Here is a 22,043-nt window from a genome sequence, read left to right on the forward strand (position 1 = left end):
TTTTATGGAAAAGTTTAGGCTTCTGGTGGTTGGTTTGTTTATTGTGGTGGTTCATACGCATTCCGCTGGAGCGAGCGAGGTGAATCTTATACAGCCGGTTTTGCCGCCGGCTTCGCTTGAAGCCGTTGTGGGGAAAAACGGTATAAAGATCTGTGAAGATGGCCATGTACTTCAGAAAGACGGACAATGTTGTCCGGAGGGGACGAGTAACAACCTGTGGTCCAGTGTTTGTACGCCCTTCAATATTATTGAAGATCAAATATTTAATTATAATGATGTCGCCCGTTATTGCCCGAGCTCTGACATGTTTATCGTCAGCGACAAGAACTGGAAGTGGTTTTCATGTGCGGCCAGTGATTCAACTGTCATGTATTCTGCGGCTAAGGGTACGGAAGGAAGCAAGTTCTGCCGTGACCATGGTTATGGTTCTCTGCTGAAAATAAAGCCTTGGGGTACAGTCGGCTGCATCAAGATTGGAGACAGCCAGGGTGATGGTTGCATTGAGACCGGCAAATGTTCCTTCGACAAGAATAAATAGAAAGTCCGCGTGCGAGGTTCAAATTGAAACTCTCTGTTGTAATGCCTGTTTATAACGAAAAAAAGACTATTAGAGAGATATACGCCCGGGTTCAGGCGTTTGACTTCAATAAGGAAGTGATCCTTGTAGATGACGGCTCTACGGATGGTACGTCTGAAGTACTTCTTGAACTGGTTAATGAGACAACACATGTGTTCAGGCATGAACGTAATATGGGAAAGGGTGCGGCCTTGCGGACCGGATTCGAACACGCTAGCGGGGATATAATCATCATTCAGGATGCTGATCTGGAGTACGCTCCTGAACAGTACACGAAACTGCTTCAACCGATTCTGGAGGGAAGTGCCGACGTGGTATTCGGTTCCCGCTTTGTCACGGGGGACTTTAGGAGAGTACACCTCTTCTGGCACATGGTAGGTAACAGGTTCCTGACGTTGCTCTCAAACATGTTTACCAATCTTAATCTGAGTGATATGGAGACAGGCCATAAAGTTTTTAAACGTGAAATCCTGGCCAATATCAAAATTGAGGAAGACCGTTTTGGGTTTGAGCCTGAATTCACTGCAAAAATATCTAAACTGAATTTAAAAATTTATGAAGTCGGAATTTCCTATGCGGGAAGGTCGTATCAGGAGGGGAAGAAGGTAGGGTGGAGGGATGGCTTTTCGGCCCTGAAATGCGTACTGAAGTACAACCTTTTGCAGTCCTGACACCGTAGCTGAAATTATTTTCCCCATGCTTCAAATTTCGAAAAAATATCTCGGAAAGGCAACTCCTCCAATGACATTCAAAACCATCGTTTTCACTGTTTTGTTAAGCCTTTTGACCTGCTCCAGTTTTGCAGCGGAGGTGGAGAGGGCCGGAAAAATCACCGGCAGATGGATCACCAGGCAATACGGTCCCATGATGGGAGCGCAGGTGTTGCTGTTTGATGCTGCGAAAGGGCCGGCACCTTCAAGTAACAAACATTTACGCATACCTGATGCCGGTGCTGCAGTGGACCGTGAGGGAAAGTTTTCGGTGGAACTCCCGGCCGGGAAATACTATCTTGTAATGCGCAAACGGGTAAACCCCGATAGTGCTGGACCACCCGAAGAGGGGGACCCCCAGTATTATGCCCGGCTTAAGAATGGGCTGCCGAAAGCATTTGTGGTTAAGGCAGGCAGGACTACGAATATCGGCACGATTGCCGTGGCTGCGCCTTTTAAAAAAGAAAAGCCGACCTCAACCGAAGGACTTACCGGGATTGAAGGGACTGTACTAGACGAAAGTAGCGGGCTGGTTGCCGGTGTTCGTGTTCTTGCATATGATTCTCCGGGGATGATGGGCAGGCCGCTTTACGCCTCCGACAAGACAGGGGCAGACGGAAAATATCATATTGCAGTTACCCGACAGGGAACCTATTACTTGAAAGTGCGCACCCACTATGGTGGAGGAAAACCGGTTAACGGCGAGTTTATGGGAAGTTATGGTAAATCGGGACAGCCTGGCGCTGTGAACGTTGAAAATGGGAAAATTGTAAAGGGGATCGATATCGAGGTTTCAAAATTCAGTGCAAGGGGCAATCCGGAATAGATCTGATCACACCAGTACAGCTATTGATTTCCCGGTTGTTGCTCAATCACCATGTTGTTCAGGTTGTCCAGGTCCATGCGTGCTTTTTTATGTCCGTTGTCAGCAGCCTTTTTCATCCAGCGGAGCGCTTCACTTCGATCCGGTTTGACTCCGTCACCTCGCAGGTACATTTGGGCGACAATGTATTGGGCTTTGTTATGTCCCTGCTTGGCTGACTTGATAAACCATTTTGTCGCTTCATCCGGATCCCTTTTTACATTAGTACCGGTATCATACATTACCGCCACATCGTACTGGGCTTTCATGTTTCCCATTTTGGCTGCCTGCAGTATTCGTTTGACCCCTTCCGGAATGTTCTGTTTGACCCCTTTGCCCTTATAATACATTTCCCCGGTCTTATACTGAGCAATTTCCATCCCCTGATCGGCCGCCTTCAGATACCACTGAAAAGCTGCATTCAGATCTTCAGCAACTCCGCGGCCATTTTCATACATCTCGCCAATTCTGTGCTGGGCAAGATCGGATCCCTGGTCAGCCGCCTTTTTGTACCATTCCAGCGCCTTTCTCCAGTCTTCCTGAACACCGAGGCCGTTATCATAGATGATGCCGATGCGGTACCATGCCAGTGGATTATTGTCCTTCTTGAATTCCTCCAATGCCACATTGAATTCACCAGCCTGAAAGGCCTTCTGGCCGGCTGCATAGTCAGCCCACGCAGGGCAGGACATTGAAACGCACAGGCTCATACAAAGGAGGATTCTTTTTGAACTGGATCTAAGCATGGGTAACTCCGTTAGGGTGAGTGGGAGGATTAGCTAAATCAGGTATTTAGTCTATTAATGGGGCACAAGAAAAGCAAGAACTTTTCGTGTCACGGACCGGAAGGGTAAAGAGCTGGTCAGTTGAGAATGTTCAGGGTAAAGGAGTCTTGCAATTTGTTCAAATTACTGACAGACGATGGTTGACAGTTATGGTAATTCATGGTGGTATGTCCCATGGATACCCATCCACAAAGGATCAAGCAGATTCTCTCTCATTTCATTCCTGGATATAACCAATGAGACTTCACATGAAACGCTTTTCAGGTACATGCCTCAGACTGCTTATGGCCGTTATATTCTTTATGGTTCTACTTGACGGTGCGGTTGATGCGGCTGTTATTACGACAGATACGGTCTGGCAAGGTGAAGTCAAAGTCAGCGATGATGTGCTGGTGCCCAAGGGGATTACTCTTACCATTCGCCCAGGGACAATTGTAAAAGTGGTGGCAGCCGAAAGCACCAAGACCGATCCTGAATATCTTTCGCCCCTCACCGAAATCACCATCAGGGGAACTTTGAAGGTGGAGGGAACTGAAAAAGCTCCGGTTGTGTTTGCGGGTGAAGAGAAAAAAACGGGCAGCTGGGCCGGCATAATTGTCGATACGGGAACGGCAGCCATGCAGTTCCTACGGATATCCAGCGCAGAAACTGCCGTGACTCTGCTGGATGGTTCACTGCAGATGAAACATGCTTCTCTTAGTGGCAACCGGTATGGCCTGGTGCTCCAGGGCAAAAAAGCAGTTGCAGCCCTGGAAAATTCCACAGTTTCGGACAATGACTATGGCACTTGTATTTTCCAGGGTGCCCAAATGACTACGAAAGCCACCTTGATTGAGAAAAATCGCACCAGGGACAGTTATACCGCCAGCCCAAAGGCTTTTGATCCCGGCGTGCGATTGGAATTGCCCCAGGAAGGGCCGGTAAGCAGGCGTTATGCGGACGCGGTTGCCATGGGTGAGACGGTCTGGCAGGGAAGGATCGAAGTCTCCGGTCTCGTCAGGGTGCCGGAGGGAAGCAGGTTGATCATCCTGCCGGGCACTGTGATCGAGTTTGTCCGTCGGGATACCAATAGTGACGGCATCGGCGAAAACGGACTGCTGATACAAGGACGCCTGATTGCCAAGGGCACCAGGGAAAAACCGATCACATTCCGCTCCGCTGAAAAAGATAAACAGATGGGGGATTGGGATTCCATCAATATCATGAACAGTGCCGAATCCCAGAATCTGATCGAATATTGCCGCATTCAAGATTCCTATCGGGGATTGCATTTCCATTTCTCCAATGTTGTTCTGCATAATTCTGTTCTTTCCAATAATTATCGCGGCGTACAGTTTCAGGAATCTCTGGTGGATATGAAGGGTAATTGGCTGATTGATAACAAGAGCGGCGTCCAGGGCAGGGACTCGGACCTCAGCTTTACGGACAATGTCCTTTATAACAACTATGTTGGTGCCAATTTTTTCCGTACCACTCTTTCAGCCAGTGGCAACATGGTAATGGGGAGTTGGCGGGAAGGGTGGCGCATACGCGAAGGGGTATCCACTCTGCGGGAAAACCTGATCGACGGTAACCGCTACGGCCTGATGCTGGCGGATATGTTTTACGGCAGCTACAACGGTAACAGCTTCACCAATAACCTCGAGACCGGGCTTTCCCTGAAAAATGCCGATAATGTCGAAGTAAACGGCAATGTCATGTCGCGCAACGGGATTACCGGCCTGAGCATCCAGGAATCCCAGGCAATGATTAAGGGAAACCAGATCACCGACAATGCCGAACGGGGTATCGGCGTGTTTTCCTTTGACGGGATCATCACTGAAAACAACCTTGCGGGAAATGGCCGCTACGCCATCGACATGGATGGAAAAACCGACATTGCAGCTCCCTTCAACTGGTGGGGCGGGGATGATCCGGCACGTGTCGTACTCGACAGGCGCACTGATCCGAATCGGGGCAGTGTGCTGGCTGATAATCCGAGTGAGCGCCCGTTCTCTTTTACCTGGCCCCTGGCAAATCTTCCCACCGATACCACCTGGCGGGGAACAATCGGAGTCACTAGAAATCTTGCTGTTCCTGCCGGTGCAGAATTGAAAATCTTCCCCGGCACAACAGTTGTATTTGCCCCTGCCACTACTTTGCTCATCAAGGGCAGGATGATTGCATCGGGAACCCCTGCTGATAAGATCCGCTTTACTTCCCGGGACAAGAAAGGTGCCGAGGACTGGGAGGGAATCCAACTGGAATATGCAACAGGCAGCATTGTTTCCCATTGCATTCTAGAATATGCGGCCTGGGGACTGCACAGTCATTTCACCAATCTTGTCGTGACGGACAGCCTTTTCACCAACAATACCGGCGGAATTCGCTTCAGGAGCGGGCCGGTGGAGATTCGGCGGTCCAAGTTTGAAAAAAATTCCATCGGTATCCGTTCCTATCTGGGAAATGCGGTCATACGGGAAAACGATATCGTCGGCAATGAAACCGGGATCTTTGTGAGAGAAAAAGGGGGCGGACTCTTTATTACCCGCAACAACCTCTTCAAAAACAGCAACTACAACATCAGAGTGGGCGATTTCAATAATGAGGATGTGCCGGCCAGGGACAACTGGTGGGGGACAACTGAACCACTTGAAACCATATTTGACGGCAGGAATGAACCAGGTATCGGCAACGTGCTTTTTGAACCGTACCTGACGGCGCCTGTTGCAACCGGGGCGGGGGTGAAGTTGTGAAGCCGGTCACACTATGTTTGCTGCTTCTGTTGGTTTTGGCCATGCTGTCCGGCCTTTCATTTGCATCTGCCCCGGGGAGCCTCAAGGCAAAGGTACTGGATGTAGATGGTAAACCGGTGACGGGAGCCAAGATTTTCTTGTATGAAGGGGTAAATGTTCGCAAGCCTGCTGATTTCATCTCTCCTCCGTCCGATCAGGAAGGGCGTGTTGTTGTATCTCTGCCGCCCGGAAAATATCGGGCTGTGGCGCGGATTAAGCAGGGCCCTTTGTTTGGCCCTCTGACATCGGGTGATCGCCACTCCGGTGAACCGACGGAAGTGGAGGTTGAAAGCGGTGCAGAAGCCGGAGCCGACTTCGTTGTTGCTGATATCCGGGAGATCGGTCAGAAGAGACGTTCTGCTGTGGGGGAAACGGTACGGCTCCATGGGCGAATTCTTGATGCCGCAGGAAAGCCGGTTGCTAACGCATATGCATTTGCCAGCATGGCAAAAGAAATCTCTGACGTTCCGGCTTTCATGTCTGCCTGGACCGATGAAGACGGAAGGTATGAGTTATATCTTCCCAAGACGGGAAAGTTTTTCCTAGGGGCCAATAAACAGTTTCCATTGCCTGCAGGCGTTGCCGCAACGGTTGAGATCGGGTCCCGACCCGGAAAATCAGATGTTGCCATGGATCTTGCGGTTACGGTATATTGATTCTTAATCTTTTTAGTAGGCTACAGAACTTTACAAACATCAAAAAATTGGGGTGAAACATGAAGAAGGTAGTTATCTGGTGTATTGCTTTATGTGCCGTTGCCATTGTTTCAATCGCAAATATTTCTTCCGCCTGCGTGGGTAAAACAATTCATCTTGGTGTTGTTACCTCCAATGAACGGTTGCTGGCAGAAATGGCCTCCCTGTTGATTTCCGAGAGAACAGGCTCTTCAGTCAAAGTAGAGGTCTTCAAGAATTCCAAAGAACTTTATAATGCGGCCAGGCAGGGAGCCTTGAATGTAATCATAGAAAGTCCTTCCCATGGAGCGGAGGTTGTCGGCAAAGCCAAAGATTCTACTTATGAACAGGTCAAAAGTGAGTACAAGTCCAGATTGAACATGATCTGGCTTGATCCTATCGGAGGCGGGGTTAAATACGCCCCGGTGCTGACCAGCGAAACTCTTTCAAATTACCCCGCCCTGCCAAAATTGCTGAACAAACTCTCCAGTGCATTGGCCAACGATACCTATGCAAAACTCCTTAAATCAGCTGAGACAGACGACAAGACCAAAAAAGTCGCGAAGGAATTTTTAAAGGGCAAAAAGCTGATTTAACGGATGCTCTTATATGCCAAGCTAAAAAAAATCGTGATCTGGTGCGCATCAACAGAGTGCGCTGTAGTGCTGTTTCTGGGAATTGCTTTACTGGCAATACCCGGGACTTTTACGGAAAGCCGCGCCATCTATGTCAGTCCCTTTTTTCTTTCACTGCTGGGCGCTTTTGGGCTCAATCTGATACTCTGTACCATCCGTAGAATAAAAAGCATCTCAAAGCCGGTTCTGATCCTGCATGGCGGAGTGATAGCCACCCTCGTCGGATGTATCCTCACATCATTCGGCTATGTTGCCACTGTCAATCTCTATGAGGGAACCACGGTTGAACAGCTATATCGCTGGGACGAAGACAAGGATGTAAATATAGGAGTCGAGCTGGGAGTAAAGAAGGTACACCGCGAGTTTTGGCCGGTTCCGGTGAAGGTAGGAGTACTCCATGGTCTGCAGAAAGAGCAGCTTTTTGTTTCCAAAACTGGTGAGAGTTTTCAATTCAGAAATTACCGCATATACATCGATGCTTTTGATCCGCAATCCGAAAGTTTGAACCTCGTTGTTTTTGAAGGAGCCCGTAGGTTGGGAACATGTTCAACTTCCGGCATGCGTGATTTGCCACCTGATTTCCCGTACTCTTTTGCGCTGGTTGCCTTCCAGACTCCTTCTCTAAAGCGGCAGTGGGTGGATCTGGAGCTTTTCAGGAACTCCGAAAAAGTGGCCTCAGGAATATCAGAGGTCAACAATCCTTTCCGTTGGGAAGGGCTCTATTTTTATAACACCCAGATCACCAGAAGTCCCAATGGGGTCTATGCAGGTATCCAGGTTGTCCGGGATCCCGGACGCCCCTATGTTTTTGCCGGTTTCACTGTCATGGCGATAGGATCTGTCCTGGCATTTGCTCGTCGGTTCTTCAGGAAAAGCCCAGCAAAGGCCATATAGGTCTTAGTAGTTCAGGAACTCCGAAAGCACGATTAATCAGATAGGAGGGGTGTTGTATGACTGGATTGGGAAGATCTGCACTATGGGCATTTTGCTTCTTTTTGATTACGGCTGTGGTGTCGGCAGCAGGAGTATCTCAAGCCGCCGTCTCTAAAATCGGAAAAGTGACGCTGACCAGGGACACACTTTGGAAAGGCGAGATTTTGATAGCCGGAGATGTGCATGTGCCTGAAGGAATAACCCTGACCATTGCACCCGGCACCAGTGTCAGATTTAAAAAATTGAAGTCACTGGACCAGAATCTTTTCGGAACCGAGTCTCCCTATTATGAACAGGCTGAAATAATTGTTACCGGTAAACTGATTGCCAAGGGAACTGCTGAAAAGCCGATTATTTTCACGTCAGCCGAAGCCAAGCCACAGACAGGAGACTGGTCTGCCCTCAATTTTCTCGGCAGCCGGGGAAACGTGATCGAAAACTGCCGGATTGACTATGCCTACAATGGCATCCATGCTCACGGAGCAGAAGTTTTGATTAAGGATAATGTGTTGCGGAAGTGTGCCGTTGCTATCAGCGTCAAACGTGAGGATGATGCCAAAGGGACCCCTGGTTTTGGCATATCCGCGGATATCACGGTTACCGGCAACCTGATCGAGGACAATAAAGGGGGGATCAATGTCCGCATCTCCCGTGCTGCTATCACACACAATACAATTCGCAATAACAAGTTCTTCGGCATCTGGATCAAGGGCGCCTGTCCCGGTGAGATCAGCCGCAATGAAATAACCGCTAACCAGAAGGGAATCTTCTTCTACAAGGCTGATATCATCTCGATCTTAAATAACAATATTTATGATAATTCCGATTACAACCTTGCTGTTGCCGATGAGCAGCAAAAAGATGTTCAGGCAGCAGGCAACTGGTTTGGTTTCACGGATCGGACAAAAATAGGTGATCTGGTTTTTGATGGCAAAGCCGATCCCGGCGTAGCACGCATCATTGTGGAGCCTTTTCTGATGGAACCGGTAAAGAACGCGGGGAGGTAAGCAATGGATATTACGAAGAAGATCCGTCGTAATCCAGATGTCATGTGGCGCGAGGAAGATGAAGCGCTTGCCGGCGTTCAGGATTCGCTTGATCGTGGCGAGGTCGTTGAAGACGTAGGAACCGCAGTATTGTTTTCCGGCGGAACCATGCTTTCGATCAATTATCTGGGCCTGGAGATATGGAAACTCTGCGAAAACCGCAGTCTAGACGAGGTTGTGCAGGAGCTTCTCAGCCAGTTTGAAGTGGATGAGAGCGTGTTGCGCGAAGATGTGCAGGCTTTTCTTGATGAGCTTAGCCAGAAAGGTTTCATACTATATGAGTAACGAGACACTGCCCCAACTCCAGGCTCCACTGACAATCAACTGGGCCATCAACAACAGTTGCAATTTTGCCTGCAGCCACTGCTACAGCCGTGAAGACACCCATGAGGAGCTGCCCCGGGATGTGCTTTACTCCAGTCTGGAGAAAGTTGCCAAGGCGGGCGTGTTTTCAATCAATTTCGGCGGAGGGGAACCGCTGCTCCACCCCCATCTCCTGGAAATAGCCGCTTTTGCTTCCGGGTTGGGCCTGCGTGTTTCCATGAACAGCAATGGCTGGCTTATTGATCAGGCCAAGGCTGCTGAACTCAAACAGGCCGGTTTTACCAAGGTGGGCATCAGTATCGACAGCCATCGCGCTGAGGTTCATGACAGCTTCCGCGGCGTTAAGGGCAGCCATGCACGTGCGCTGGCCGCACTCGATCATCTGCGCGAAGCAGGAATCACAACCTCGATCTCCACTGTCATCTGTCGGATCAACAGCACGACCATTGATGAACTTGTTGCCGTTGCCCTTGATAAGCGGGTCGGACAGCTCAACTTCCACAACTTCAAGTGTTCCGGTCTTGGAATGGCCAACAAGGATGATCTGGATCTGACTCCTGCTGAGTGGAAAGATTTTTACCGTGCCGCCATTGCGGCAAAGCATACGGTGAAGGATCTGGATATTTCACTTGATGATCCGATCATTGCTTTGCTCGATGCGCGTGATGCAGGGACACTCGTTAAAGGCAGCGTGTGCGGCAAGCTCTCCCTCAATATCAAGGCTAACGGTGACATGACCCCCTGCGGCTTCATACCCATTGTCATCGGCAATATCGTCCGTGATGATCTGCGCCAGGTCTGGAAAGATTCGGCTGTGCTGGAAAAAATGCGGAACAAGCAGCCCACCGGTAAATGCAGCGGCTGCAGCAAATACGACGACTGTCTCGGAGGATGTACTGCCCGTGCTCTGGCACTTACCGGGGACATGAACAGTCCTGACCCGCACTGCTGGGGCAACTGACATGGAACTGGCAGCACCAATCACCATATACTGGGACTTGGGGCCGGAACAGGGGCTGGTAGAGAAAATCTGCAGCGACATCATCAGCTGTCGGCCACTCATGCTGCAGCTGTTTTCACCGGCTGTGGAGCCGGGATGCCCTGCGCTTGCCGTGCTGAATTCTTTCAAAGATTCCCCGATTGCCATCTCTCTGACTGTTCCGGCCGCAGCTCTTTCATTTCCAGCAGCAACACTTCTCGAAAACTACAAGCTCAAAGAACTTTTGATTTCCTGCGATACTTTGGAAGGCGCTGCTGCAGGTTGGAGTTCTGTTTCCAACTATAGCGGGGCCGCAAAAGGAATCTCCTTTCAGGTGACCAGAGAGAACCGGCATGAGTTGCCGTCACTGCTCGGTTTCTGCCGTCAGCAGGGGATTCAGCGTGTGGTGCTGCCGATGCAACGCCTGTACAATCAGGAATCTCCCTTCTTTTTGAGCAGACAGGAACAACAGCATCTTTCCGGCCTGCTTGCAGCTGCAGGGGGCACAGAAGGATTGAACCTTACGATACATGATCCATTCATCTGGCGGGCGTTTTACCCCGCAATTCCGTTTCCCCAGGCAGGCTGTCAGGCGGCAAACACCATGCTTGCTGTGGATCCTCGTGGAACCGTTTACCCCTGTCCGACCTTGCCGGTACCGCTGGGCAGCCTCACCGCAGCTTCCCTGAAGGAGATAATGGTGTCCGGTATCAAAAAGGATTTTCGAAGGAAGTTACTCGAAAATCCTGCCCAATGCCTGGCATGTGTGGAAATCAAAGAATGCCGTGGCGGATGCCGCGGCAGAGCCTATGTGTTGAATGGAACACTGGATGGATTGGATGTCGCCTGCAGGTGAAATCTCCGTTTGGATGGTCGCTCCGGCATTCCGGGCGTTCCGGTGTCACGGATTCAGGTAATAAGACAGGTACTAAAAGCTTTGGAGTGTTAATCATGAAAAGAGGGATGTGTAACAGGAGATTTTCCCGGGTTCTGCTGCTGGTCTGTGCCATACTGATGCTTCTGCTTGTTGCTGGTTGCAAGGGGGAAGGCAAGCGGCCGGTAGTGAAGATCGGCTATATGCTCTGCAACAGCGAAGAAGAAACCATGCACAGGTTCAAGCCGTTGACCAGCTACCTTTCCGAAAAGGTAGGGGTGGATTTCGTCATGGTACCGGTTGATACCAACGATTTTGAAAAACGCTTCAAGAATGGTGAATTTGCCTTTACTCATACCAACTCGATTCTTTACGTCATTCTGCATGAAAATCAGGGGGTGGAGCTGCTTGCATCGGAAAAACGCGGCAAGTTCGGGCCACGTACGGCAGGTGCCATCATTGCCCGCAAGGGAAGTGGAATAGAGAAACTGGCCGACATCAAGGGCAAACGGATGGCTTTCGGGCCGATGCTGGCGCCGACAGGCTATCTGGCCGAGTACGACCTGATGCTTGCTGCCGGGATAAATCCTGAAAATGATCTGGCCCATTACACCATTCCTTCCGGCTCCTTCAAACACGAAAAACTCATCTATGGTGTCGTGTACGGCAAGTATGATGTTGCTGCTGCGCCGATACTCGATATCGAAAACATGACCCGCGACGGCAAAATTGCGGCCGATGATATCGTTATTCTGGCACAAAGTGCACCCATCCCCTATTGCACATTCGGATCCGCCAAAGGTACCGATCCGGCACTGGTCAAGAAGGTCAAGGACGCCTTGTTGAATCTGAAGGCAACCGATACCGGAGAGGTTGACGGCGAGCGGCTGAAAGTGCTTAAAGCCGCCTGGGTTGATGGATACGTGGAACTGCCTGACAGCGATTACAATGTCATCCGGGACATGGCAAAGCGTGTGAACATGCCGCCGTACCAGAAGTATTAATCGGCGTGATCGTTTGCTGAATGCGAGAAAAAATGTGTAAAGACTCCTTCGATAAATTCTGCTGGGCGCTTCTTGCCGTTGCGCTGTCAGTACTGGTGGCTGTTCTGGTGCTAAACGGCGGGCGGGATAACAAGTCGGGCAGTGGTCCAAACAAGGCGCTTGAACGGGAAATGGCTTATTACGCCCGGGTGGAGTTGATCAACAAGCTGTACGGGCCTGTAGACAAGTTGCGGTCAGCCGGCAGCAATCAGGAAGCGCTTCTGAAACTGGATGAATTGAACAGGAAATATCCTGGCGAGGCTCATGGTCATATTTTGCAGGGATTGATTCTGCAGAATCTGGGGGCACCGGATGAGGCGATTGCTTCATTTGTGGAGGGAATCAGGTTGAACGGTGATTATGTCGATGACAAGAGCCCCCTGTCCCGTCGCCGGGAGATTCAGCGGCTGGTGGATACCAGCGCAAAAGACATCACGGCACGTATTGCGGCTAATCCGGGCAACAGGACACTGGCGGGGCAGCTGCAAAAGATCAATTACCTCAAGAGCCGCCTGGCCGGGGGGTGCGAGTAATGACACGCAGCATTGAATTCTGGACTACAATAGCTACAGCGTTGCTTCTGGGGACACTTGGCGTACTGCTGTCGGTATGGGGAAATCCTGAAAATTCAGGCATCTGTGTCTCCTGTTTCATCGAAAACAGCGCCGGTGCGCTTGGATTGCACGACAACACCAACATGCAGTATCTGCGGCCGGAACTGATCGGCTTCGTTCTCGGCTCAACGGCAAGTGCAATCGCCTTTCGAGATTTCCAGTCACGAGGTGGAAGTGCACCCCTTTCCCGGCTTTTTCTGGGTATTTTTCTGATTTTTGGCTGTGCTGTGTTTATCGGCTGCCCGATAAAGCTGTTTTTACGGCTTTCTGCGGGAGATTTGACCGCTGTAGCCGGTGTGGCAGGTTTGCTGGCAGGGGTGTGGATGGGACTTAAAGGTCTGGCCCGCGGAGTTGAACTGGTTAGACAGGACCGGGGAAATGCAAACGGAGGGCATCTGATGCCGATACTGTTTGTGCTGCTTCTGGTTTTTCTTATTACCCGCCCCGGATTTCTGCTTTTCTCCGCCAAGGGAGGGGGCGCACAGTATGCTCCCTGGCTTTTGGCACTTGGAGCAGGAGTCGGGCTTGGAGCGCTGGCCCAGCGCACACGTTTCTGCATAACCGGAAGCATCCGCAATACATTTTTGATGGGGCTGAGGGTTCCCGCCATCTGGGGCTTGCTGGCTTTTATCGCAGCAGCGGCAGTAGCCAATCTTGCTACCGGAAGATTCAATTTGGGCCTGTATGGGCAGCCTGGAGCCCATCTGGAGTACGTATGGAGTTTTCTGGGAATGGGGCTCGTAGGATGGATTTCGGTCCTGATTGGCGGATGTCCTTTCCGTCAGCTTATAAAAGCGGGTGAAGGGGATGCGGATGCCGGTCTGGTGGTCATCGGCATGTTCATCGGCGGGGCACTTTCCCAATCCTGGGGCATTGCAGCAACGGCTGCCGGCGTCCCCCTGTACGGCAAGGTCGCCATTCTGCTCGGATTCGCTTCTGTGGCGTGCGGCTCACTGGTGTGTCGCGACCGCACCTGATACAGATTTCGATCTCTTTTGAAACAGTAATGGCCGGCTGAGAAATCTCAGCCGGCCATTTTTCATGGAATAAAGGCAATAACTATTATTTGAGAAGTACTTCAACCTCTGCCTTCTTGCGAGCCTCAACGAGATAATCATTAACTGCGGTGGAAACTTTCTGGTTCTTCAGGTAATCATCAATGCGGGGCTTGGCTTCCTTGTAGTCAACTGTTTCCGCTTTTTTGGTGTCGGTAACCTTAATGATATGATACCCAAACTGGGTTTCCACCACGTCACTGATCTCTCCCTTTTTAAGGCTGAACGCGGCCTTCTCGAAAGGGGGTACCATCTGCCCCTTGCCGAAGTATCCGAGGTCACCACCCTGCTGGCTGCTGGGACAGGTTGAACTTTCTTTCGCCACTGTGGCAAAGTCGGCGCCTCCGGCTATATCCTTGCGAAGCTTGGATATCTTTTCCTGTGCCTTTTTCTTCTCTTCAGCGGTCGCCGCCGGGTCAACACCAATCAGGATGTGGCTGGCTTTGACAGATTCGCTCTGCTTGAATTTGTCGATATTTTCATCATAAAACTTTTTACTTTCCTCGTCACTGACGGTTGCTTTTGCGGCGATATTCTGCTGAATGAAATTGGAGATGATCAGGTCGCGTCGAGTATAATCCTGCAGGTCCTTTTCTGTCATGTCGAGAGCCTGGACAGCTTTTTTGAAATCCTCCGGATTGGGAAACCGTGATTTTCCCTGCTCAATCTTGGCTTCCACCTGCTTTTCCAGGTCCTTGATTTCCAGTTTTTTGCCTGCCTGATAGAGCAGTTCGGCCGAAGTCAATTGTGAGAGTGCCTGCAAATCAAATTCCTTCTGGCGTTCGGGAGGAATCTGCATATTGGGCTGATTCGACATAATAACTTTCTTGGCGCGTATCAGTTCAATGCCATAGATAGGCTGACCATTGATGCGGGCAATGACTTCCTGAGGTCCGGGAGTGGAGGAGGCGGACTTTGCTGTTTCCGTTTTAGGGGCTGCTGCCGGCGCAACAACCGTTTTTTCCGCTTCCGCCGCAAATCCCGCAGTGGGGTTGATGCAGAAAAGTGCAGCAATCGCGAATAATGACGAACTTGTCAGGCATTTACGTACGTGCATTTAAGTCTCCTTGGTAGATAAAGTGTAGATATTATAGCATAGTGTCCTGGCTTTGGAAGTTCAAACATAATTTTGACTTTTGAGCAGGTTTAGGCTACATTTCTGCCCGCAAACGACATTACTGCGGATGGCTATGACTGAGAGGAGAATACTGATGAAGAGGGTTCTGGTAGTTGACGACAGTCTTTCGGTGGCACGTCAGCTGGAAAAAATAATAAATGAATCAGGCGAGTTTGTCAGTGTCGGACATGCCAAAAATGGTGCAGAAGCCATCAAGATGAACCACTCGGAAAATCCCGATATCATCTGCATGGACATGAATATGCCCGGCATGGATGGTTTGACCGCCTTGCGCAGCCTTGTTGTGCTCGACAAAGAGGTAAAAGTGGTAATGGTTACTTCGCTGGGCGGAGTTGGAGACAAGTTTACCGAGGCGCTCAAACTGGGTGCTAAAAATGTAATTTCCAAACCGTTTGAGGCCGAGAACGTTTTGCAGATACTGCGGGAACTTTGATCTCATTAAATGTCACAAGGGGATAGTAATGGCTGTTAAATTTTTCGGGCAATTTCTGGTGGAAAAGGGTGCCGTTTCACGGGAAGCGCTGCTGCAGGCGATAGAGTTGCAGGAACAGAAGAATCTCAAAATGGGAGAAATGGCCCTGGAAATGGGCTATGTCACTCAGGCTGATATTGAGCGTGCCCACAGAGCACAGCTGACCAAAGATTTGAAATTGGGTGATATTCTGGTTGAGATGGGTATCCTTACCCTTAATCAGCTGAATGAAGTTATTACGCGCCAGAAAAACACCCATCTTTACATCGGCGAAGCGTTGGTGCTGATCAATGCTTTCAGTAAGGAACAACTTCAGCAACATCTCGATGATTTCAAGGCTGACCAAGCTCAATATGTATCAGACCGCATCGAACTGCCTGCCGGGGTCGCCAACAGTGCTACCTGGGAAATGACAGCTGATCTCACCTACAAGATGATCACACGGGTGCTGGATCTTCAGTTCCGTCCCGGTAAGTGTCAGCAGGTTACAACCCTTTCTTCCAACTTCATGATGGCTGCCATGGATTTCAGCGGTGATGTGGAAGCCCGTTATCTTGTCTCCGTTTCTGCCGGGCTGCAGAAAACAATAGCCAAAGCCATTCTGAGCGAAGAGAACGTTGACACGGAACCGGTGGAAGTTCTGGAAGATACTGTCATGGAATTTGTCAACGTGGTTTGCGGCAATGTGGCTGCCAAGGCTTCCCAGATGGGTATGATCATGAACATCAATCCGCCGGTGACGATTCATCCTCCGCAAGCGGGTATTCCCGTACCGGAAGGTTACATCGGGCTTTGTTTCCCGATTCATGTTGGCGACGAGGAAAAGATGGAGCTGATTCTGCTGATCAAAGGTTGAAATTGTTTGCAGTGACTTGAAAAGGCATCCTCACATGGGGGATGCCTTTTTTTTGTGCCGCCAATGCCTGTTGCAGGGCGACCAGCGGGTCGGCTCTGCGTTTTCCCGTCTTTCCGGTCCCAAGTACCCGCCCCAGGTTCTACCGCCACACCTCATCGGTGTATTCCCCCGCCATATCCCGCACGAATAGCGGCGCCTCGACGACAGGAGTGCTGCGTCGCCCTTTGGCAAGTTCCACCATGAACATGCTCGCTGGAGACCCGGCATTGTTATGGATTGTCCGTAGACGCAGCACTGCAAGTTTCTGCTGGGCCGCCAGTGCCATCAGCTCGGGTAGTCGCGACGGAAGTTGGATCAGGCAGATCCGTCCGGAAGGTTTGACCAGGTATTTGGCAGCTGCCAGAAAATCGGCCAGCCCGGCTGTTGTTTCGTGGCGGGCTGCATCGCGCCCGGCCCGGGGGCTGATCCTGCCGCTGCCCGCAGTCCGGAAAGGTGGATTGGAGACCACCAGATCGAAGGTTGAATCCGTGCAATTTGATCGTAGCGTAAGAACATCCTCGTTATGCACGGTTACCCGGCTGGAAAGATCATTATGCTGAATATTTCGCGCAATTATTTCAGCCATGACCAGGTTGTTTTCAACCGCCATAACAGTAGCGTCAGGGTTGACCCGTGCCAGAACCAGGGAGATGACTCCGCAGCCTGCCCCCAGGTCGGCGATGCTTCCGCCCGGCTTCAGTATCGGACAGAACCGCGCCAGCAGCAGAGCGTCCAGTGAATAGCGGTAGCCGTGCTTTGGCTGATAAAGCCGCAGATCAAAGAGCTTGAGCTCGTCGCTGGTCAATGTGAAATCCCTTTTTTCTGCCTAAGCCACTCCCGGATCAGCATTCCTGCAAACAGGACAAGCGAGGACAATGTCAGGTATTTGCCAATCTTGAAGGGGAGTGGGTCGTAGATGAATTCCACCGCATGGTTTCCCGGCGTAAGATAGATGCCGCGCAGAACGTGATTCACCGGCACGATTGGCGTTTCATGTCCATCAACCAGTGCCCGCCAGTCCTGAAAGTATTTTTCCCCCAGCACAAGCAGCGTATTACTACGTACGGTTGCCGTTACGCTGATTTGTTCGGCCTGAAAACGTTCCACATGTACTGATCCGGCAGGGTCGACAGGAGCTCCAGGGTCTGCCAGTTTGACCGGAGGAGCCGTTTCCACCAGTGCCACCCGTCGGGGATCAAAGCCGGGGGCCTGGAGCAGCTCCATGGTCCGCTGGCCGGTTGCGACTATAGCCGAAGGGACCAGCCAGGCCTTGGGCAGTACCGAGAGGTTCTCGAGCACGACCTGCCTGCCGTCGGGAGACTGGTACACGGGCCGGTACTTTCTGTCCAGGTGACTACGGTCCTGAACGTACTGTTCTGTGCTGTACACCAGATATCGCACGTTCAGCATGTCGGGCATTGGCGACATCAGGTTGAAGCTGTCCAGAAATTCCTGCCAGCGCCGTTGCTGGACCGGGTTGGAAGTGAACATTACCGGAATTTTGTTGGTTATATAGTAGGCAGGATCACTCCCATCCATTGGCAATGTCCGGTACTGTTCGGAACCTTGCAAAATATACTGCATGGCAGGAGTTCTGACCGTTCGTCCTTTTTCCGGGGCATCAACCAGAAACATAAATTTGTCATTGACTCTCCAGACATCGGCCAGATACAGGCAGACCAGCAGGATCGGCAGCGCCCGAAGCCAAGCCCCTTTCAGCCGCCAGGAGATCATCATGCTTCCCGCGCAAGCGGCAGCCAGCCCGGCAGCGATGGCGGTCTCACTCAGCAGGTTGTTCCAGCGCTGCATCACCAGAAAGGAACCCTGCTCGTAGCGGGTAGGTTGGGCCAGGCTTTCGATGAACATCTGGATCCAGTAGTTGCTGCCCCCCTTGAGAACTGCCAGGACCAGTAGCAGGACGAGCGGTAACGCCATCACACCAGCCAGATATTTTTTGAAGGTCCGGCTTGCCAGTGTCTCATTATCCCTCAGTAGGTCGATGCCACGGGCCGAGAGCAGGGCGAGCCCCATCACGGGGATGAACATGATCATTTTGGGAACCCTGAAACGGTTGATCCCCGGGAAATAGTCGTACAGCAGGTTGTAGAAGGGGGTGTATTTGCCCATGGAAAACAGGACTCCGCCGATGATCGCAATCATTGCCAGCCAGGTATAACGGTCGCGGCGGAAGATCAGCGGTAGCGGAACCAGGAGCCAGGGTAGCAGCCCCATATAGGAAAGTGTCTGGGTAAAAACCATGCGTCCCCAGTAGTAGCTTTGTATGTTGGACGGATTGGGTCCGGCTTCCTGACGCGAATACCCGAAAAGACCGGGTATGACGAAGGCTGCGGCTTCTTCCGGAGGTAGAGACCAGGACATGGCTTCTTCACGCTCGAGCCCTCCCTGGCCCTGGTTTGCACCGCTTTGGGTGCCACGGTTGGTGTCCCGTGACCAGTTGGCCAAAGGCATCAGCGAGATAGCCACGGTACTGAGGAAGAACAGCAGCACAATGATGTTAAGTCCGAGCAGGCGCTTTGCCGCAACACCCCTCTGTGTATCCGCGCGGATCATCCCGACGGTGCGGATGATGCCGTAAAGGCCGACACACAGACAGGTATAGTAGGCTATCTGCCAGTGGGTATTGAAAAATTGAAAAGCCAGTACAACTGCCGTAGCCATAAACCAGAACGGACGCCTGCTCAGGTAACCCTTTTCCAGACAGACAAAGGCCCAGGGAGCATAGGATATGGTGGCAATCTTCATCACATGTCCGGCATTGATCAGTGAGGCGTTTTCAGTTGCCAGGGCAAACACCAGTCCGCTGAAAAAAGATCCTAGCCGGGAACAGCCGATAATACGGCAATAGGTGTAAGTTCCGGCGGCCCCGAAAAAGAGTTGCATCACGATCAGCCAGGCAACATTGGCTGGCCGTGGTATCAGGTTCAGAACCAATCGTAGCGGATAGAGGAACTGAACTGAATGAGTTCCCCCCCCCACCGAAGCCCCACCATTGGTGTAGATGTCCCAGCCGGCAGTGGAAATGTTTGTTCTGATTGTTTCCCACAGCGTTTTGCTGTTAAGGTCCAATGCCCACCAATAAAACTCGTTGATGATATCCGGTGCACGGATGATCTGGTCCGTGAACAGAATCCGCGAGAAAAACACCAGCAGCACTGCCAGCAGTGCCGTCAGAACCAGCATATCCTTTTTTACTTCCTTCATGCGCACTCCACCTCCCGATACACGCTCTCCAACCCTTCCGCCGCTCGAGACCAGGAAAAGTCTTCACTTATCAACTGTTGACCATGCCGTCCCAGTTGCCTGGCTGCCTGGCGGTTTTCCAGCAGCGCCACCACGGCATCCGACATGCTTTCCGGCACAGCGGGATCGCAAAGCATTCCGGCCTGACCATGGCAGAGGTATTCACTTATCTGCCCCACCCGGTCTGCGACCACCGGCACGCCTGCCAGCAACAATTCAGTCAGCTTGGCTGGACACTTGGAGCGGTTGACCAGGGTATCATCAAATGGGTAGATCGCCACATCTCCTGCCCTCAGATAGGCGGGCAGCTGCTCCGGTTCAATCCAGCCAGCCATGATCAAGGCTGATGCGAAATCCAGCTTCCTGGCGGCCTCCAGCAACTGCTCCTCCTCATTGTTTCTTCCGCGCCCCACTACCAGCACTCGCACGCCGGGCACGCGTCGGACCACCGAGGCGAGGATGTGGTGCAACCGCTCTTGGGTGAATTCGAAGAAGCGGGTGTACAACAGAAGCAGCGGAGTTTCCGCAGACACGCCGAGCAGCGGCCTGATATCTGCAACTGCCGGGGATGGATCGATATTCACGCAGTTTGGCAGGTAGTGAACCCGTGCAGGGGGTGTTCCCTGGGCCCAGGCCAGGCTCTGTAGTGTTCGGCTTGCTACCGTCACCCTTGCTGCCCTTCGCAGCAGCCAGCGTTCCTGCAGGGCGAATACCAGGCGTTGAGCTCGGGAATATCCCTGGGTCTCATTCATTCCGCCGCTCCCCTCCCAGTCGTCCGTGTCAACGACGAGGGGAGGGCGGGGCCCCGGCAGCAGGCAATGCAGCATGGCCGCCAGCCCGCCATACCCTTTGGGCTTGAACAGGTGGATCAGGTCCGGTGACTGATCGAGCATGGCCCTGAACATGCGTCCGGCCAGGACCAGTGTGTCCACGGCCGATGAACCGGGACCCAGGGCGACGTTAATCAGCCGCACACCTCTTACGGTTTCCTCCCGTCCCGAATCTTCGGGATTGGTGTAAGGGGGGGCAATGATGGTCACCCGATGTCCCCGTTCCTGCAGAGCCACTGCCAAGGGCAGCATTCGTGCAATGACTGTCCCTTTGGGGCGGATGCCGAACGGTGCCAGGAAGACGATGTTCACGAGTTTCCCTCCTGCGGCTCTTTGTTAGCGCGACCGGTAACTAATTCCTCATACAGAGACATGAACTGAGATGCCCGCAGCTGCATGTTGAAACGGCGCACTACCATTTCGCGCCCAGCCAGCCCCAAACGTCCTGCCAGTTCTTGGTCTGCCAGCAACAGGTCGATTCGCTGCGCCAGTATATTAACATCACCAGTTGGGACCAGGAAACCGGTGATTCCGTCGCTGATGATTTCATCCATGCCGGCAATGTTGTTGGCAATCACCGGCAGGCCGTGGGATAGCGCCTCCAGCACCGAAATGCTCATGCACTCGTTCAGTGACGCGTGCACCAGTATGCTCGCCTGACCGAACACAACGGCGGCCTGATCCGTGGGGCCGGGAAAAAAGACCCGACCCTCAAGCCCCAGTTCCCGGACCCTGCGCTGCAGTTGGCGGAAAAATCCTCGTGCTGACAGGCCTACGGTGCCGTACAGGTGAAGCTCTACCTTTCTGTTAGTCAGCAGTGCCAGGGCCTCCACCAGCAGATCCTGTCCTTTATTGCGGTTGATGCTCCCCAGCATGACCAATCGTGGCGGGCCATTCGTTTCCCGCGTCCGTGGCTCGGGCGGCAGTATCACCGCATTGGAAATCACCCTGGTTTTTCGGCTGCGCAGCGAGGAAAAGTGTTGTTGGCCGTTATTGGCACAAAAAACCACGCAGTCGGCCCCGCGGGCAGCCAGTTTCAACAGGAGTCCCCAACGCCCCGGTTTTTCATGCAGGTGCAGGATTATGGGTGTCCTGAAGCAGGAGACTACCAGGGCGGAAAAGGCCAATGTGCAACTATTGACATGAACCACGTCAACGCTCTTCAGGTGCAACGGCAACAGCAGGTTGAACATAAAGCGGTTAATCCGCCACAGCAGGGGCCAGCGTTTACCGAAGTGGGTCACAGCAATGCCCTGTTCCCGCAGGTCGCGGGCATAGGCCCCGTCATAGGCAAAGAGTACCTCGGGCGTCACCCGCTGCGGATCAAGGCAGCGGACGAGGCTGCAAATGACCGCCGGAACGCCGCTGCGTCGTGAGTCATGCAGCAGGTAGAGCACCCGCAGGGGGACGTTACAGGCCATTGTACAGCCAGTATGATTGGGCAGGAGGTGCTGACGGAATTGACTGCAAAGCTGGATTCGCCATGAAATTTTCGGCCTTTATAGTTGATGCTTTTAACAAAAAAAAATCAAGTAAGGACATTGAATCATCTCCTTTAGTAA

The 22,043-nt window shown here is 52.0% G+C and carries 22 protein-coding genes; 16 read left to right on the forward strand and 6 right to left on the reverse strand.

Annotated features, from left to right (window positions below):
• Window positions 1-4 precede the first annotated feature (4 nt).
• From KJB30_RS11980 to KJB30_RS11990, 3 genes are all read left to right on the forward strand, one after another.
• The gene (locus KJB30_RS11980) at window positions 5-538 is read left to right on the forward strand and encodes a hypothetical protein (protein WP_214299563.1); all 534 of its coding nucleotides are present in this window, start codon (window positions 5-7) and stop codon (window positions 536-538) included.
• 23 nt (window positions 539-561) lie between these two features.
• Window positions 562-1,248 (forward strand): glycosyltransferase family 2 protein, encoded by a 687-nt coding sequence (locus KJB30_RS11985; protein WP_214299564.1) that lies wholly within the window; start codon window positions 562-564, stop codon window positions 1,246-1,248.
• 70 nt (window positions 1,249-1,318) lie between these two features.
• On the forward strand, window positions 1,319-2,113 hold the full coding sequence (locus KJB30_RS11990; RefSeq protein WP_214299566.1) for a carboxypeptidase-like regulatory domain-containing protein: 795 nt from the start codon (window positions 1,319-1,321) through the stop codon (window positions 2,111-2,113).
• Window positions 2,114-2,133: 20 nt separating this feature from the next.
• Here KJB30_RS11990 and KJB30_RS11995 read toward each other — a convergent pair whose 3' ends face one another.
• On the reverse strand, window positions 2,134-2,895 hold the full coding sequence (locus KJB30_RS11995; RefSeq protein WP_214299574.1) for a tetratricopeptide repeat protein: 762 nt from the start codon (window positions 2,893-2,895) through the stop codon (window positions 2,134-2,136).
• A 287-nt stretch (window positions 2,896-3,182) separates the two neighbouring features.
• Between KJB30_RS11995 and KJB30_RS12000 the strand changes: the two genes are divergently transcribed.
• The 11 genes from KJB30_RS12000 (at window position 3,183) to yedE (ending at window position 13,807) form a co-directional block, all read left to right on the forward strand.
• The gene (locus KJB30_RS12000; protein WP_246545654.1) at window positions 3,183-5,669 is read left to right on the forward strand and encodes a right-handed parallel beta-helix repeat-containing protein; all 2,487 of its coding nucleotides are present in this window, start codon (window positions 3,183-3,185) and stop codon (window positions 5,667-5,669) included.
• Complete coding sequence (locus KJB30_RS12005) at window positions 5,666-6,364, forward strand: peptidase associated/transthyretin-like domain-containing protein (protein WP_214299578.1); 699 nt, start codon at window positions 5,666-5,668, stop codon at window positions 6,362-6,364. The genes KJB30_RS12000 and KJB30_RS12005 overlap by 4 nt, the downstream gene beginning before the upstream one ends.
• Before the next feature lie 59 nt (window positions 6,365-6,423).
• On the forward strand, window positions 6,424-6,978 hold the full coding sequence (locus KJB30_RS12010; RefSeq protein WP_214299581.1) for a glycine betaine ABC transporter substrate-binding protein: 555 nt from the start codon (window positions 6,424-6,426) through the stop codon (window positions 6,976-6,978).
• Between the two features lie 3 nt (window positions 6,979-6,981).
• Window positions 6,982-7,911 carry a cytochrome c biogenesis protein ResB gene (locus KJB30_RS12015; RefSeq protein WP_214299583.1) on the forward strand — a complete coding sequence of 310 codons (930 nt, stop codon included), beginning with the start codon at window positions 6,982-6,984 and terminating at the stop codon, window positions 7,909-7,911.
• A gap of 56 nt (window positions 7,912-7,967) precedes the next feature.
• Window positions 7,968-8,957, forward strand: coding sequence for a NosD domain-containing protein (locus KJB30_RS12020; protein ID WP_214299585.1), 990 nt, complete (start codon window positions 7,968-7,970; stop codon window positions 8,955-8,957).
• 3 nt (window positions 8,958-8,960) lie between these two features.
• Window positions 8,961-9,281 (forward strand): GeoRSP system PqqD family peptide chaperone, encoded by a 321-nt coding sequence (locus KJB30_RS12025; RefSeq protein ID WP_214299586.1) that lies wholly within the window; start codon window positions 8,961-8,963, stop codon window positions 9,279-9,281.
• Window positions 9,274-10,281, forward strand: coding sequence for a GeoRSP system radical SAM/SPASM protein (locus KJB30_RS12030; protein WP_214299588.1), 1,008 nt, complete (start codon window positions 9,274-9,276; stop codon window positions 10,279-10,281). The genes KJB30_RS12025 and KJB30_RS12030 overlap by 8 nt, the downstream gene beginning before the upstream one ends.
• Before the next feature lies 1 nt (window position 10,282).
• Window positions 10,283-11,155, forward strand: coding sequence for a GeoRSP system SPASM domain protein (locus KJB30_RS12035; RefSeq protein WP_214299592.1), 873 nt, complete (start codon window positions 10,283-10,285; stop codon window positions 11,153-11,155).
• Window positions 11,156-11,250: 95 nt separating this feature from the next.
• Window positions 11,251-12,177, forward strand: a complete 927-nt coding sequence (locus KJB30_RS12040; protein WP_214299594.1) for a phosphate/phosphite/phosphonate ABC transporter substrate-binding protein — start codon at window positions 11,251-11,253, stop codon at window positions 12,175-12,177.
• A 32-nt stretch (window positions 12,178-12,209) separates the two neighbouring features.
• Complete coding sequence (locus KJB30_RS12045) at window positions 12,210-12,749, forward strand: hypothetical protein (protein ID WP_214299596.1); 540 nt, start codon at window positions 12,210-12,212, stop codon at window positions 12,747-12,749.
• Window positions 12,749-13,807, forward strand: coding sequence for a YedE family putative selenium transporter (gene yedE / locus KJB30_RS12050; RefSeq protein ID WP_214299598.1), 1,059 nt, complete (start codon window positions 12,749-12,751; stop codon window positions 13,805-13,807). Before KJB30_RS12045 ends, yedE begins: the two co-directional genes overlap by 1 nt.
• A gap of 85 nt (window positions 13,808-13,892) precedes the next feature.
• On the opposite strand, the gene KJB30_RS12055 is transcribed toward yedE, so the two are convergent.
• Complete coding sequence (locus KJB30_RS12055; protein ID WP_214299600.1) at window positions 13,893-14,942, reverse strand: peptidylprolyl isomerase; 1,050 nt, start codon at window positions 14,940-14,942, stop codon at window positions 13,893-13,895.
• 154 nt (window positions 14,943-15,096) lie between these two features.
• On the opposite strand from KJB30_RS12055, the gene KJB30_RS12060 reads away from it, so the two are divergent.
• Both KJB30_RS12060 and KJB30_RS12065 read left to right on the forward strand, forming a co-directional pair.
• Complete coding sequence (locus KJB30_RS12060; RefSeq protein WP_214299602.1) at window positions 15,097-15,456, forward strand: response regulator; 360 nt, start codon at window positions 15,097-15,099, stop codon at window positions 15,454-15,456.
• A gap of 28 nt (window positions 15,457-15,484) precedes the next feature.
• Window positions 15,485-16,351, forward strand: a complete 867-nt coding sequence (locus tag KJB30_RS12065; RefSeq protein WP_214299604.1) for a chemotaxis protein CheX — start codon at window positions 15,485-15,487, stop codon at window positions 16,349-16,351.
• Between the two features lie 139 nt (window positions 16,352-16,490).
• Here the strand turns inward: KJB30_RS12065 and KJB30_RS12070 are convergent, their stop codons facing one another.
• The 4 genes from KJB30_RS12070 to KJB30_RS12085 are packed head-to-tail and all read right to left on the reverse strand — an operon-like array spanning window position 16,491 to window position 21,902.
• On the reverse strand, window positions 16,491-17,195 hold the full coding sequence (locus KJB30_RS12070) for a tRNA1(Val) (adenine(37)-N6)-methyltransferase (RefSeq protein ID WP_214299606.1): 705 nt from the start codon (window positions 17,193-17,195) through the stop codon (window positions 16,491-16,493).
• Complete coding sequence (locus KJB30_RS12075) at window positions 17,192-19,612, reverse strand: YfhO family protein (RefSeq protein ID WP_214299608.1); 2,421 nt, start codon at window positions 19,610-19,612, stop codon at window positions 17,192-17,194. The genes KJB30_RS12070 and KJB30_RS12075 overlap by 4 nt, the downstream gene beginning before the upstream one ends.
• The gene (locus KJB30_RS12080) at window positions 19,609-20,793 is read right to left on the reverse strand and encodes a glycosyltransferase family 4 protein (RefSeq protein ID WP_214299610.1); all 1,185 of its coding nucleotides are present in this window, start codon (window positions 20,791-20,793) and stop codon (window positions 19,609-19,611) included. Before KJB30_RS12080 ends, KJB30_RS12075 begins: the two co-directional genes overlap by 4 nt.
• Entirely contained in the window at window positions 20,790-21,902 is a 1,113-nt protein-coding gene (locus KJB30_RS12085) for a glycosyltransferase family 4 protein (RefSeq protein WP_214299612.1), read from the reverse strand. The genes KJB30_RS12080 and KJB30_RS12085 overlap by 4 nt, the downstream gene beginning before the upstream one ends.
• Between the last annotated feature and the right edge of the window lie 141 nt (window positions 21,903-22,043).

Source organism: Pelotalea chapellei (assembly GCF_018531195.1).
GTDB lineage: Bacteria > Desulfobacterota > Desulfuromonadia > Geobacterales > Pseudopelobacteraceae > Pelotalea > Pelotalea chapellei.

Bases quoted from the DNA above. Each gene is read 5' to 3' on its own strand.
- KJB30_RS11980 (WP_214299563.1), top strand. From the start codon at position 5: ATGGAAAAGTTTAGGCTTCTGGTGGTTGGTTTGTTTATTGTGGTGGTT.
- KJB30_RS11990 (WP_214299566.1), top strand. From the start codon at position 1,319: ATGACATTCAAAACCATCGTTTTCACTGTTTTGTTAAGCCTTTTGACC.
- KJB30_RS11995 (WP_214299574.1), bottom strand. From the start codon at position 2,895: ATGCTTAGATCCAGTTCAAAAAGAATCCTCCTTTGTATGAGCCTGTGC.
- KJB30_RS12000 (WP_246545654.1), top strand. From the start codon at position 3,183: ATGAAACGCTTTTCAGGTACATGCCTCAGACTGCTTATGGCCGTTATA.
- KJB30_RS12010 (WP_214299581.1), top strand. From the start codon at position 6,424: ATGAAGAAGGTAGTTATCTGGTGTATTGCTTTATGTGCCGTTGCCATT.
- KJB30_RS12015 (WP_214299583.1), top strand. From the start codon at position 6,982: ATGCTCTTATATGCCAAGCTAAAAAAAATCGTGATCTGGTGCGCATCA.
- KJB30_RS12020 (WP_214299585.1), top strand. From the start codon at position 7,968: ATGACTGGATTGGGAAGATCTGCACTATGGGCATTTTGCTTCTTTTTG.
- KJB30_RS12025 (WP_214299586.1), top strand. From the start codon at position 8,961: ATGGATATTACGAAGAAGATCCGTCGTAATCCAGATGTCATGTGGCGC.
- KJB30_RS12030 (WP_214299588.1), top strand. From the start codon at position 9,274: ATGAGTAACGAGACACTGCCCCAACTCCAGGCTCCACTGACAATCAAC.
- KJB30_RS12035 (WP_214299592.1), top strand. From the start codon at position 10,283: ATGGAACTGGCAGCACCAATCACCATATACTGGGACTTGGGGCCGGAA.
- KJB30_RS12040 (WP_214299594.1), top strand. From the start codon at position 11,251: ATGAAAAGAGGGATGTGTAACAGGAGATTTTCCCGGGTTCTGCTGCTG.
- KJB30_RS12045 (WP_214299596.1), top strand. From the start codon at position 12,210: ATGTGTAAAGACTCCTTCGATAAATTCTGCTGGGCGCTTCTTGCCGTT.
- yedE (WP_214299598.1), top strand. From the start codon at position 12,749: ATGACACGCAGCATTGAATTCTGGACTACAATAGCTACAGCGTTGCTT.
- KJB30_RS12055 (WP_214299600.1), bottom strand. From the start codon at position 14,942: ATGCACGTACGTAAATGCCTGACAAGTTCGTCATTATTCGCGATTGCT.
- KJB30_RS12060 (WP_214299602.1), top strand. From the start codon at position 15,097: ATGAAGAGGGTTCTGGTAGTTGACGACAGTCTTTCGGTGGCACGTCAG.
- KJB30_RS12065 (WP_214299604.1), top strand. From the start codon at position 15,485: ATGGCTGTTAAATTTTTCGGGCAATTTCTGGTGGAAAAGGGTGCCGTT.
- KJB30_RS12075 (WP_214299608.1), bottom strand. From the start codon at position 19,612: ATGAAGGAAGTAAAAAAGGATATGCTGGTTCTGACGGCACTGCTGGCA.
- KJB30_RS12085 (WP_214299612.1), bottom strand. From the start codon at position 21,902: ATGGCCTGTAACGTCCCCCTGCGGGTGCTCTACCTGCTGCATGACTCA.